Annotated in this window: 11 protein-coding genes and 1 pseudogene; 10 read left to right on the forward strand and 2 right to left on the reverse strand. The window is 63.9% G+C overall.

Translation table 11 applies throughout. The features are described from left to right. Window positions 1–59 precede the first annotated feature (59 nt). A complete protein-coding gene (locus HN018_RS27820) occupies window positions 60–1,010 on the reverse strand; it encodes a GntR family transcriptional regulator (protein ID WP_171837198.1) in 951 nt (316 codons plus the stop codon). A 274-nt stretch (window positions 1,011–1,284) separates the two neighbouring features. Between HN018_RS27820 and HN018_RS27825 the strand changes: the two genes are divergently transcribed. From HN018_RS27825 to istB (HN018_RS27835), 3 genes are all read left to right on the forward strand, one after another. Further along, window positions 1,285–2,433 (forward strand): pyridoxal phosphate-dependent aminotransferase, encoded by a 1,149-nt coding sequence (locus HN018_RS27825; RefSeq protein WP_239479501.1) that lies wholly within the window; start codon window positions 1,285–1,287, stop codon window positions 2,431–2,433. 286 nt (window positions 2,434–2,719) lie between these two features. Beyond that, a complete protein-coding gene (istA, locus tag HN018_RS27830) occupies window positions 2,720–4,231 on the forward strand; it encodes an IS21 family transposase (protein ID WP_408886729.1) in 1,512 nt (503 codons plus the stop codon). An 11-nt stretch (window positions 4,232–4,242) separates the two neighbouring features. Then, window positions 4,243–5,010 (forward strand): IS21-like element helper ATPase IstB, encoded by a 768-nt coding sequence (istB, locus tag HN018_RS27835; RefSeq protein ID WP_171837390.1) that lies wholly within the window; start codon window positions 4,243–4,245, stop codon window positions 5,008–5,010. A 343-nt stretch (window positions 5,011–5,353) separates the two neighbouring features. On the opposite strand, the gene HN018_RS27840 is transcribed toward istB (HN018_RS27835), so the two are convergent. Further along, the gene (locus tag HN018_RS27840; RefSeq protein ID WP_171837233.1) at window positions 5,354–6,253 is read right to left on the reverse strand and encodes a LysR family transcriptional regulator; all 900 of its coding nucleotides are present in this window, start codon (window positions 6,251–6,253) and stop codon (window positions 5,354–5,356) included. A gap of 113 nt (window positions 6,254–6,366) precedes the next feature. Between HN018_RS27840 and HN018_RS27845 the strand changes: the two genes are divergently transcribed. The 7 genes and pseudogenes from HN018_RS27845 (at window position 6,367) to HN018_RS27875 (ending at window position 11,725) form a co-directional block, all read left to right on the forward strand. Further along, complete coding sequence (locus HN018_RS27845; protein ID WP_171837239.1) at window positions 6,367–7,107, forward strand: SDR family oxidoreductase; 741 nt, start codon at window positions 6,367–6,369, stop codon at window positions 7,105–7,107. A 61-nt stretch (window positions 7,108–7,168) separates the two neighbouring features. Next, window positions 7,169–8,071: an SDR family oxidoreductase gene (locus tag HN018_RS27850; protein WP_171837232.1), complete on the forward strand. Its 903-nt coding sequence runs from the start codon at window positions 7,169–7,171 to the stop codon at window positions 8,069–8,071. A gap of 10 nt (window positions 8,072–8,081) precedes the next feature. Then, window positions 8,082–8,531, forward strand: coding sequence for a DUF4158 domain-containing protein (locus HN018_RS27855; protein ID WP_171837231.1), 450 nt, complete (start codon window positions 8,082–8,084; stop codon window positions 8,529–8,531). A gap of 252 nt (window positions 8,532–8,783) precedes the next feature. Beyond that, complete coding sequence (locus HN018_RS27860; protein WP_171837229.1) at window positions 8,784–9,143, forward strand: hypothetical protein; 360 nt, start codon at window positions 8,784–8,786, stop codon at window positions 9,141–9,143. A gap of 10 nt (window positions 9,144–9,153) precedes the next feature. Further along, a pseudogene (gene istB, locus HN018_RS27865) lies at window positions 9,154–9,915 on the forward strand (IS21-like element helper ATPase IstB). A gap of 79 nt (window positions 9,916–9,994) precedes the next feature. After that, complete coding sequence (locus HN018_RS27870) at window positions 9,995–10,132, forward strand: hypothetical protein (protein ID WP_171837228.1); 138 nt, start codon at window positions 9,995–9,997, stop codon at window positions 10,130–10,132. A gap of 171 nt (window positions 10,133–10,303) precedes the next feature. Further along, window positions 10,304–11,725: a sugar porter family MFS transporter gene (locus tag HN018_RS27875; protein WP_171837227.1), complete on the forward strand. Its 1,422-nt coding sequence runs from the start codon at window positions 10,304–10,306 to the stop codon at window positions 11,723–11,725. Window positions 11,726–12,276: the final 551 nt, after the last annotated feature.

The raw sequence follows: 12,276 nt of genomic DNA on the forward strand, positions 1-12,276 counted from the left end.
CTCGTGTCACCAGCCGCCACTTCGAGCGTTGGAAGTTTAACCCGTGCTGGCGATAGCGGTCATCCATCGTGAGATGTGGCCCAGAAGGGAGCATGTCCTACTCGCGCTGCACTTGTAGGCCACTCTCCGGAACGAGGTTCTTGTCGTGCCATTCTTGTAGAGCTGACCGACGCCAGGTGACGTCGCATAAGATCGGCTGCATCTCCGCGCTTGGCGGCCAGCAAGAGACGGGCGATCTGCAAGTGTTCGCGGCATCTCACTACGGCGTAATCGCGATCAATCGACTGCCTGAACTCCCTGATCCGGCGCAAGGTATCGATGCGCTTCAGATTATCCCGGAAGAATGCATTATGGCTACATTCGATGACTAACTGATGTATTTGGCTGTTCAGTTCGAATAGTTCTGCATCGGAGACGGTCCAGATTCTGCCTGCAACCAAACTTTGCTGCTCACGGCAGCACTCCTCCAGAGCCGGGTGTTTCAGCTCGAAACCGGGGTCCAAGATCGCCGCAGGCTCGATGACCAGCCGGAACCGGTAACTGTCCTCATAGGCTTGCGCCGAGGTGAGCAGCGGCAGGAACGCCCAGCCGCGACCGGGTAGGCGCTCGATCCATCCTTCACCGGCAATCCGGCGAAGCACTTTCGCCAGTTGAACGCGCGTCAGGCCGTACCGCCGGACCAGGGTATTCTCTGTAACCTTATCCGGCAGCCCGCCGGATAGCCGGTCTTCCGCGACCTTACCGTAGATCTCCTCGTCGCTGGCTGGCGGCTGCGGTCTTGGCCGTATGTCCTGGATAGGCTTGAGGACCATATAGCCGCCACGCTCGGGCGCTCCCACGATCCCTTCGGTCTGCAGCACGCGCAGGGCGTTGCGGACGGGTGAACGCGACACGCGCAACTGGTCTGCCAACTTTCGCTCGACCAACAGGGTCCCTTCAGGTGCGTGGCCAGCGCGGATGTAGTCGGCGATCTGTGTCGCGACCCGCGCGGTAAGTTCTGTTGCCTCCATCAAACTCTCTGTTTGGTCCAGTGTGCAGCGTCTGAGTGCTTCTAATACCACGGGTGTTGCCGCGTAACCCGGATGCCGGAGATGGCTGCTGGTGCGGCGTCCTGCCCGTTGGTTAGGCAACAAGGCGCTGTTATGGTTTTAAATGGTTGCTTAGTGCCAAACGCTCGCGTAAGCGCCATAGCATGCTGGGCATGTGCCTCGGCGGTGTGCAGGAGGGTCCTTGAGCCAGCTATCCAGTCGTCTCGGCCAGTTCCGTCCATCACCGACCACCGAGATGGGTGCCCTGGTCCGCCGCCTTAGGGCCGAGGGCCGCGACATCATCGGCATGGTGAACGGTGAACCCGACTTCTCGACGCCGGACAACATCAAGGACGCTGGTATCCGGGCCATCGCGACGAACAACACCCGGTACACCGACTCCAACGGCACGGCCGAGTTGCGCACGGCGCTGTCGGCGAAGTTCAAGCGCGAGAACGGCCTTGACTACGCGCCTGACCAGATCGTGGTCAGCAGCGGCAACAAGCCCCTGCTGCATGCCGCACTCCTGGCGATGATTGATCCAGGCGACGAGGTCATCATCCCGGCGCCGCACTGGCCGTCGCACCCCGACATCGTGCAGATGGCTGGTGGCGTGCCGGTTTCTGTGCTTTGCCCGATAGAAGCCGGGTTCCGGCTGTCGCCTGAAGCCCTGGAAGCCGCCATCACTCCGCGGACCCGTGCGCTGGTGCTCAATTCTCCCAACAACCCCACCGGTGCCGCCTACGACAGGCATGAACTGCAAGCGCTCATCGCCGTCCTCAAGCGGCATCCTGATATCTGGATCCTAACCGACGAGATCTACGAACACATCCGCTTCGACGGACGGGACATGCCGTCACTTGCCGCCCTCGACGAGGAGATCGCGGCCAGGACAGTGACGGCGAACGGCGCCTCCAAGGGTTATGTAATGACGGGCTGGCGCATCGGCTTCGCCGGCGGCCCCCGGCCGATCATGGAGGCGATCTCGTCCATCGTTGGACAACTAATCGGTTCGCCCTCCGCGATCTCCCAAGCCGCGATGATCGAGGCATTGGCAGGCGACCAAGGCTTCCTCCAACGGAATGCCTCGATCTTCCAGGAACGCCGGGACATTGCGGTGGAGGCTCTGGGGCAGATGCCCGGCCTGCGCTGCCATGTTCCGGAGGGGGCCTTCTACCTGTTCGTTGACTGCGCCGGCGTCATCGGATGCACCCAGCCTGATGGACATGTCATCCAGACAGACGACGATTTCGTGCGCGGCTGCGTGAAGCACGCCGGAGTGGCGTTCGTGCCGGGAAGCGCGTTCGGGTTGTCCCCGTACTTCCGTCTCGCCTACTCCCTAGAAACGGGCCAGCTCCGCGTCGCCATGGAACGGCTGCGCCGCTACTGCAACATGATCCACTGACCACCGGTCCGGTGTTGCGCGCGCTCTATCCTCGTCTCGCTTAAGGAGCTTGCTGGCATGTTGCGTGTTCCGGCTGATCCTGATCACTGATTCCGTTTGATGGTGATCATTGAATCCGTTCGATCTCGATCATGCATTCCGTTTGATGGCGATCATCGGTTCCGGTGATCCTGATCATGCTGGAGATGACGATGCCGGTCGGCTGCCGCTGACAGTCTTCAACCGAGGGTAGTGTCGACCTGTTGCCGGGGAGCAAGGGGTCGGGATGCCAGGCGAGAGAGTGTCGATGCGCAAGATACGCGAGCTTCTGCGGCTGCGGTTGGAACAGCGGCTGCCGCAGCGAACGATCGGACTGAGCCTGCGGCTGGGCCAGGGAACGATCAGTGATTACCTGGGCCGGGCCCATCGTGCTGGCCTGGATTGGCCATTACCGGATGACATGGACGACACGCAGCTTGAGGCGCTGCTGTTTCCGCCACTGCCGGATGTGCCGCTGGATCAGCGGCCGGTGCCAGACTGGGCGGCGGTTCACCGCGATTTGCGCCGGCCAAACATGACGCTGGCCCTGTTATGGGAAGAATACCGCGCAGGATCGGCTCACGCGTTTGGCTACTCGTGGTTTTGTGATCTCTATCGCGCGTGGGCCGGACGGTTGAAACCGACGCTGCGCCAGGTGCACACGGCCGGCGAAAAGCTGTTCGTCGACTTCGCCGGTCAGAGCATGTCCGTCATCGACGGGGCAAGCGGGGAGAAGCATCAGGCCGAAATCTTCGTGGCTGTGCTGGGGGCGTCGAGTTTTGTCTACGTGGAGGCGACCTGGAGCCAGACGCTGCCGGACTGGATTTCGGCTCATGTCAACGCTCTGGCCTTCTTTGGCGGCGTGCCGCACCAGATCGTCAGCGACAATCTCAAGGCCGGCGTCACCAGGGCCTGTTTCTTTGAGCCGACGATCAATCGCACCTACGCCGAGATGGCGGCGCATTATCGCAGTGCGGTCATTCCGGCCCGGCCCTACAAGCCGCGCGACAAGGCCAAGGTCGAAGTCGGCGTGCAGGTGGTCCAGCGCTGGGTTCTGGCCCAGCTCCGTAACCGGCAGTTCTTCTCGCTGGCCGATCTCAACTTGGCGATCCGTGAGCTGGTCGAGCAGATCAACGACCGGCCGATGCGCGGCTGGGGCACGACGCGCCGTGCCCTGTATGAACAGCTCGATCGTCCGGCCCTGCTGGCGTTGCCAGAAGTGCCTTACGAGTATGCGGACTGGCGGTACTGCCGGGTTAATCTCGATTATCACATCGAGATCGCCCGGCATTTCTATTCGGTGCCGTTCCGGCTGGTCCGTCAGCCTGTGGAGGCACGCATCACAACCAGGACGGTGGAGATTTTCCACCGCGGCAGCCTCGTGGCCACGCATCTTCGCAGCGTGCGCCAGCATCAGCCAAGCACGGTGAGCGACCACATGCCGAGCACGCACCGGCGCTACCGCGACTGGACCCATGAGCGGATCACACGCGAGGCGATGGCAACCGGCGACGATACCGCGGCTCTGATCGAGATCGTGCTGCGCTCGCGGCCACATCCCGAACAGGGTTTGCGCTCCTGCATCGGTATCCTCGGCCTGCGTGGCCGTTACGGCCCGGAACGGGTGGACGCTGCCTGTGCCAAGGCCCTGGCACTCGGCACCCGCTCCTACGGCTCTGTCGCCGCGATCCTGAAGAATGCCCAGGAGAAAAAGTCCGCCATCACTGACCAGCCCAGCCTGATGCACGAGAACATTCGCGGTCCTGGCTACTATCATTGAAAGGAAAGACAATGCTGATCCATCCCATGGTGGACCGTCTGCGCGATCTTGGCCTGGCCGCGATGGCCGACGCATTCATCGAAATGAGCCGCCAAAGTGCGGCCGATGATCTGTCGCGCGAAGACTGGCTCGGCCTGCTGGTCGATCGCGAGGTGACCGCGCGAGACAACAAGCGGCTCGGCCGGCGGCTCAGCCATGCCCGGTTGCGCCAGAATGCGGTGGTCGAGGACACTGATCTGCGCACGCCCCGCGGGCTCGATCGTGGCCTGTTCCAGAGCCTGGCGGCCTGCGGTTGGATCCGCGACAGCCAGCATCTGCTGATCGTCGGCCCGACCGGCGTGGGTAAATCCTGGCTGGCCTGTGCGCTGGGACACAAAGCCTGCCGGGAAGGTTACGCTGTGCTCTACCGCCGTGCGCCGCGGCTGTTTGCCGACATCGCCACGGCGCGTGGCGAAGGGCGCCTGCCGCGCCTGATGCGGACAATCGAGCGCACACGCCTGCTCATCATCGACGATTGGGGCCCGGAGCCGCTGTCGGCTGAACAGCGTCGCGACCTGATGGAGATCGTCGATGACCGCGATGGGAAAGGCTCGTTGCTGATCACCAGCCAGGTCCCAACGAGCCGCTGGCACGAGATCATTGGCGATCCCACTCTGGGCGATGCAATTCTCGACCGCATCATTCACCGGTCCCATCGCATCGAGCTGAAAGGCGAAAGTCTGCGCAAGCGCCAGGTCCTGAACACGGCAGAAGGCTTGACGAGCGCCAAGGAGAAGTGAGACCTGTTCAACCGTCAGTGGTAGCTCACCGGCACCACGTCATGCTGTCCGCCATGCCCTCCCCAGGCAGGGTGAACACCGTGATCCGGATCACCATGAACGGTGATCACGATCAGCTGGAATGGCTGATCAGCATCAACGGAATACGCAGGCATGTATCATCATTGCTTGGATTCCGGCCTCCATGGCCAACCAGCGGTGGGCACGCAAACGCCTGTCAGCCCGGTTGATAAGCGCTTTGGAAACAGTGCGAGGCCGGGAGCGAGGCAATCAGCCCGTCTCTCACGCCGGCTTGGCCTCCCGGCCTGCGCAGTCCGTGAGCCGGTTAGGATCGATGCCTTCCTCACTCAGCCGCCGTTTCGTTTCTGATTTTGGCGAACAACCAGTTCAGGAAGGTTCGCAGTCGCGGGGAGAGCTGCTTGGCGCGGGGATAGAGCACCGACACGGGTGACGGCGACGGCGGGGTGTCTGTCAGCACCGGTGACAGTGTCCCGCGACGGAAATCCTCTTCCAATCGGTAGCGCGGCGCCTGGATCAGCCCCAACCCCATGCGCGCCGCCGCTGCATAGGTCTCTGCGCCGCTCACCGTGATGCTCGCCGGCAGGATGACGGTGCGCGCCACGCCGTTGCTGATGAACTCCAGGGGCAACACGCTGCCCGTCGCCGACGAGTGGAAGCCGACCATGCGATGCCCGTCCAGGGCGTCGAGGTCCTGAGGGACGCCGTGGCGCGCGAGGTAGGAGGGAGACACGCACGTCGTCTCTTCGAGCGTCGTCAGACGACGTGTGATCAGGTCGCTGTCGGGCAGGCGCCCAACGCGGATGGCGCAGTCCACGCCATCGCGCACCAGGTCGACGTAGCGGTCACCCTCGCTGATGAACAGCTCGACACCAGGATATTCGGCCAGGAAGCCGGGTAGGTGCGGCACGATGAAGTGGCTCGCCATCGTCCCATGCACGTTAACGTGTAGCATCCCTTGCGGCTTGGCCCCGGTTAGGGCGCCCTCCGCGTCCTCCAGGTCGGCGATCAGACGCAGGCAGCGCTGATAATAGGCTTCCCCGTCGAGCGTCGGACTGACGTGACGCGTCGTCCGTTGCAGGAGTGGAACGCCAAGGCGGGCCTCTAAGGCCTTCACAGCGTCCGTTACGGAGGAGCGCGGCAAGCCGAGGTCCTCAGCCGCGTGGGTGAAACTCCTGCGCTCCACGATCCGGGTGAACACCCGCATGGCATGAAAGCGGTCCATTGTTCGACCTGTCGAATTGTAATGCCGGATTACGCCTGATTATGCGCTTAGGCGGAAGTGCCATGTCTGATGCGTTCCAGCCGCCATCGCGCGGCAAATCAGGAGAAGGCATCATGAGCAGCACATCCCAGAAGGTCGCGATCGTGACGGGCGCATCGGGTGGCATCGGCGCCGCCGTGTCCGAACGGCTGGCCAAGGACGGCTTCACCGTCGTCGTGAACTATGTTGGCAACGCCGCGGGCGCCGAGGCCTTGGTGCGCAAGATCGACGCGGCCGGGGGCCGGGCCACGACGGCGCAGGCCGACGTGTCCGACGCCGCCGCGTTCGTCCGCATGTTCGACGCGGCCGAGGCTGCTTTTGGTGGCGTGGACGTGCTCGTCAACAGCGGCGGCATCATGAAGCTGTCGCCGATCGGCGAGACCGACGATGCCCTGTTCGACCAGCAGGTCGCGGTCAATCTGAAGGGTGTGTTCAACGGCCTTCGTGAAGCGGCTCGGCGGCTGCGCAACGGCGGGCGCATCGTGAGCTTCTCCTCAAGCGTTGTGGGCCTCTACCAGCCCACCTACGGGGTCTATGCGGCGACAAAGGCCGGTGTGGAGGCGATGACGCACATCCTGTCCAAGGAGCTCCGGGGCCGCGACATCACAGTCAACGCCATCGCCCCCGGTCCGGTCGCGACCAAGCTGTTCCTGGACGGCAAGCCGAAAGAGGCGATCGAAGGTGCTGCGAAGGCATCTCCCCTCGGGCGGCTTGGCGAGCCGGACGACATCGCCCGCGCGGTCTCGTTCCTCGTGGGTCCGGACGGTGGCTGGATTAACGGTCAGATCCTGCGCGCCAATGGCGGCGTCATCTGATCACCCTCGTGCGGTCCCCCACTCATCGCTGACCAACCGTTCCCGACAGGAGAGTTCTCGCATGTCTCAATCTGTGATCCTCGTTACCGGCGCGTCGTCCGGCTTCGGCCTGATGACAGCCAAGTCGTTGGCCGAGGCCGGCCACACCACCTACGCGTCCATGCGCGAGACGAGCGGCAAAGGGGCTGCCCTCGTCGCCGAGCTTTCGGCCTGGGGAAAGGAGCGCCACGCCGACCTGCGCACCGTGGAGCTGGACGTGCAGTCCGACGCTTCGGTGGACGCGGCCGTGTCCCACGTGCTTGCGGATGCGGGACGGCTGGACGTGGTCGTCCACAACGCCGGGCACATGGTGTTCGGCCCGGCCGAGGCGTTCACCCCGGAGCAGTTGGCGCAGCAGTATGATGTCAACGTGCTTGGCACCCAGCGGCTGAACCGTGCCGCCCTGCCGCACATGCGCCGACGGCGGCAAGGGCTGCTGGTATGGGTCGGCTCGTCCTCGACGCGAGGCGGCACACCGCCCTTCCTGGGGCCTTACTTCGCGGCCAAGGCGGCGATGGATGCGCTTGCGGTGTCATATGCGGGAGAGCTGGCGCGCTGGGGGGTAGAGACCACCATCGTCGTGCCCGGCTCGTTCACCACGGGCACGAACCACTTCGCAAACGCGGGCAAGCCGTCCGACGCAACCCGGGCGGCGGAGTACGAGGACGGTCCCTATGCCGGGGTTTCCGATCAGGCGCTGAAGGGACTGGCTGCCCTGTCTCCCGAGGACGCCGACCCGGACGAGGTAGGGCGCGCCATCGTGCGGGTCGTTGATGCCCCCTTCGGCAAGCGTCCCTTCCGGGTCCACATCGACCCAGCGCAAGACGGCGCCGAGATCGTCAACGGCGTGGCCGACCGCATGCGTCGGGAGATGTTCCGCGACATTGGCCTAGCCGACTTGCTCACACCCCGCACCAAAGACTGACCGGCGCTGCGTGTCGGCCATTCACGAGGGCGTCTGGGATCTGGTTCCGGCGGATCGCCTCCTGGTCGAGGCCAAACGCTGGACCAACTGGCTGCGCTTCGCCGTCATGCTGCTGTTCTTCCGCGCCCGGGGCCGCTTCCCGCGCGTCGCGGCCGAGCTAGACGGGGCCGCGGTGGCGGAGCTGGCGCGCACCCTTGGCGTGCCGGAGCCGAGTATCGCCGAACCATTGCTGCCCGACGCTGCGGACCGCACGGCGGAGCGGCAGCGCGCCGAGATACGCGCCCTGTTCGGTTTCCGCGAGGCGAGCGCGGCCGACGCGGAGGCGCTTGGCTGTGCGACAAGACTATTGCCCGGACTCGCAACCCCGTCGAGCTTGCCGCGGACGCCGAGGCCAGGTGCCGTGCGCTCTGTATCGAGCCGCCCGCCCCCGACCGCATCGCGCGCATCGTCCGCACGGTAATGCGGGTCTACGAGGACGGGCGAATAGCTGCAGTCCATGCCCGGCTGACGCCGGCGACGCGCGTGAGCCTGGACACCCTGCTGCAGCCTGTCGAACCGGAGGTGACCGGCGACGCCGGGGACGGGGCCGTGCCGGACGGCAGGATGGACGCTCTCCTTTATTCATCTACGTGCCGGACCCGGCCGCGCCAGCGTCGCCAGCCTGCGTGACGAATTGGCCAGGCTTGGGGCAGTCCGCAGGGTCGGCTTGCCCGTGGACCTGTTCACGGACTGGGGCCTTCAGGACCTGGGGGCATGCCGCCAGCGCGTGGCCGTCGAGGCGCCCCACGAACTCCGCCGCCATCCGGACGCAGCCCGCCATGTCTGGCTGGCCGCCTATGTCCACCTGCGTGGCCGTGCCGTCACCGACACCCTGGTCGATCTGCTGATCGAAACCGTCCACCACATCGGCGCCCGCGCCGAGAACAAGGTCGAGCAGGAGCTGCTGGACGACATCAAGCGCGTCGGCGGCAAGCAAGACCTGCTGTTCAACCTGGCCAATGCCGCAGTCGAGAAGCCCGACGAACTGCCCGTCCAGCACGAGAACATCCGCGGCAGCAGCTATTATCATTGAGGAGCACCCCATGCTGACCCACCCCACCACGGACCGCTTGCACGAACTCGGTCTTGCCGGAATGGCCCGGGCACTCGAGGAGCAGCGGCGCCATCCAGACGCCACCGATCTCGGTTTTGAGGATCGCCTGGCCATGCTGGTCGAGCGCGAGGCGCTGGAACGTGACACCAAGCGGCTGGCGACCCGGCTGCGGTTCGCAGGCCTGCGCCAACAGGCCACGCCGGAGGACGTCGACCATCGTGCCGCCCGCGGTCTCGATCGCGCGCTGTTCGGCAAGCTGACGGGCGGCGAGTGGATCGAGCGCCACCAGGATCTGCTGGTCACCGGCCCGACCGGCACCGGCAAAACCTAGTTGTCGTGCGCTCTGGGACATCGCGCCTGCCGCGACAACCGCTCCGTGCTTTATCAGCGCGTGCCACGATTGCTAGAAGCGCTCGGCATCGCCCGCGGCGACGGACGCTATGCTCGCATGCTGAAAAGCCTGGCGAGGGTGCAACTGCTGATCCTGGACGACTGGGCCATCATGCCGCTGACGGCGGAACAGCGGCCCGACCTGATGGAGATCGTCGACGACCGGCACGACCGCGCCTCCACCATCGTTACCAGTCAGGTGCCGGTCGAACTCTGGCACGAGCATATCGGCAACCCGACCATCGCTGATGCCGTCCGCGACCGCCTAGTCCATGGCGCGAACCGCATCGAACTGAAAGGAGAAAGCATGCGAAAGCTGCGCGCCGCCAAAGCCAGGCTTGACGAAGCCGTCGTCCAGTAGCTCAACTCCACCCGCTCGCGACACGTACGGCTACCCGGCTGGGATCATCGGAATCCCCGGCTGGCTTCGATCGGAATCGATGGCTGGTTTCAATCGGAATCACCGGCTGCAATCGTCGGAATACGCACTACACGCGCTGACGCCCCTGTTCTGGGGGCATATGAACCCGTATGGCCGCTTCGACCTCGACATGCGGACCAGGCTCGACTTCAACTGACTCGAAGTGGCGGCTGGTGACACGAGTGTTGGGTCAGGGCCTATAAGCACCGATGATCCATCAATCCACGCCGGCTACTTCCCTCACCAAGGTTTTGGCGATGTCTGCCGAACGTGACCTTCTGAGGCAGGACATGAGCGAGACGTCCGGCGTATGAATCCCAACCAACACGTGTCGACGGTGCCGAACGTGGAACCTGAAGTCGCTGCCACCATGACGCCATGGCTTGTCGTAGTTCTGGCTGTCATCCTGCTCTCGGGCGCGTTGTTCGGCTACGACCAGGGTGTCATCTCAGGTGCCCTGACCAGCATCAAGAGGGAGTTCTCGCTCAGCGCGCTTCTGGTAGAGGTGGTGACCAGCTGGGTCACGCTAGGCGCATTGTTCGGTGCGCTGTTGGGTGGCGAGCTGGCGGACCGGATAGGGCGTCAACGCGCGGTGTTGATTGCTGGCGTGGTCTTCACCCTCGGGTCGCTTGTGGAAGCGTTTGCCCCCGGCACGTTGATGCTGGTCGGCGGTCGGCTGATCGTGGGCTTCGGAGTCGGGGTCGCTGCCGTAGCGGCACCTTTATATGCCGCTGAACTGGCTCCCGCGGCGCTGCGCGGACGTTTCGTCTCGGCGTATCAGCTTGCCGTAGCCGGCGGCATCTTCGCTGCCTACCTCGTCGACGGATGGCTGTCTGAAGCCGGGGCTTGGCGCTGGATGCTGGGCTTGTCGGCAGCACCGGGCCTGATGCTCATCGCCGTTGGGTTGCTGGCGCCGCAGTCGCCGAGATGGCTGATGCGGGTCGGCCGTCGGACCGACGCCGCCACCCAGATGAGGAAGATACACCCAGGCACCGACCCCGGTCCCGCCCTCGACGCGATCGCGACCACGCTGGCAAATGATCGCGGTCAGGCGTCATGGGCTGAGGTGTTCGGCAAGCGGTGGCGTCGCCCATTGCTGGTTGGGGTGGGCCTAGCAGTGTTTCAGCAAATCACCGGCGTCAACGCGGTCATCTACTATGCGGATCAGATATTTCAGGCGGCCGGTTTCACGACCCAGGCAGCTCAGACAACGGTGACGACCTGGGCAGTGGGCGGCGTCAACGTTGCCGCCACGTTCATCGCCATAGCCTTCATAGACCGGCTGGGACGGCGCAAGCTGCTGCTGGCTGGATTGTTTGGCATGACCCTGAGCCTTGTCGTCGTCGGCGCTGCCTTCGAGTTCATCACGACCGGCAACGCCCCACATCCTGCTGCTACGAGCACGGCGGGGATCGTGACGCTTGTGGCCCTCGTCGTGTTCATTGCCTGCTTTGCGTTCTCGCTGGGGCCGGTAGTCTGGACCGTCATCAACGAAATTTCCCCCGGGCATATTCGGGGCCGGGCGGTCGCGGTTGCAACCGCCGTCAACTGGGCAGCAGCATTCTTCGTTAGCCAGATTTTCCTGACGCTGATCGACACACTCGGTAATTCATTCACCTTCTGGCTGTTCGGTTTGTTCTGCATCGTTGGTTGGATATGGGTCTTCTACGCCGTGCCAGAAACCAAGGGCCGGTCGCTCGAGCAGATCCAGCTTCTATGGAAGAAAAGCGAACCAGAGCACGCCGGCTAGAGCAGCATCGGAAAATGCCAGGCTTCAACACGCCAATCACCTGGTCATCTGACCGGGCCAGCTCGCCCGGTCCGTTATCTGCTGGCAAGGGCGGCAGGCAACGCCAGATCATCTTGCTGTCTCTAATCCCCTGCGGCATGTCCGCTTTTATAAGCAACAAAAGATGCATTCAGACGACCGGAATGAGCTCACAGCGGCCATTCGACCGGTCAGCCATTTCCAATGCCGGTTGCGATCGTCGGAAAACCATCGCTTTCCGGTAGGCATATTACACTAATGTTAATTGTGTAGCAGATCCGTGGCCAAGCGAGCTTGAACGACCGAGTTCGAGGATACCAATCTGCCGATTCCGATACACTTCTTGTGATACATGCCCAAATGCGCGCGCCAGGCCCCTGCCCAACTGTCGCTTTGGTCGTCCTCATCGGCACCGACCAGAGCGCTTGGCGCTTCTACCGCTTCGCTACTTGTTTCGACTTCTTCGGCGGCACGCTTTTGCTTCGACATTCGGGCCGGCTCGGGCCAATCGGCGCGCCTGTGCCTTCTGTCTC

Origin of the sequence: Lichenicola cladoniae, assembly GCF_013201075.1 — a bacterium.
Lineage (GTDB): Bacteria > Pseudomonadota > Alphaproteobacteria > Acetobacterales > Acetobacteraceae > Lichenicola > Lichenicola cladoniae.

Coding starts and splice junctions, on each gene's coding strand:
- HN018_RS27820 (WP_171837198.1), bottom strand. CDS start 1,010: ATGGAGGCAACAGAACTTACCGCGCGGGTCGCGACACAGATCGCCGAC.
- HN018_RS27825 (WP_239479501.1), top strand. CDS start 1,285: ATGGGTGCCCTGGTCCGCCGCCTTAGGGCCGAGGGCCGCGACATCATC.
- istA (WP_408886729.1), top strand. CDS start 2,720: ATGCGCAAGATACGCGAGCTTCTGCGGCTGCGGTTGGAACAGCGGCTG.
- istB (WP_171837390.1), top strand. CDS start 4,243: ATGCTGATCCATCCCATGGTGGACCGTCTGCGCGATCTTGGCCTGGCC.
- HN018_RS27840 (WP_171837233.1), bottom strand. CDS start 6,253: ATGGACCGCTTTCATGCCATGCGGGTGTTCACCCGGATCGTGGAGCGC.
- HN018_RS27845 (WP_171837239.1), top strand. CDS start 6,367: ATGAGCAGCACATCCCAGAAGGTCGCGATCGTGACGGGCGCATCGGGT.
- HN018_RS27850 (WP_171837232.1), top strand. CDS start 7,169: ATGTCTCAATCTGTGATCCTCGTTACCGGCGCGTCGTCCGGCTTCGGC.
- HN018_RS27870 (WP_171837228.1), top strand. CDS start 9,995: ATGGCTGGTTTCAATCGGAATCACCGGCTGCAATCGTCGGAATACGCA.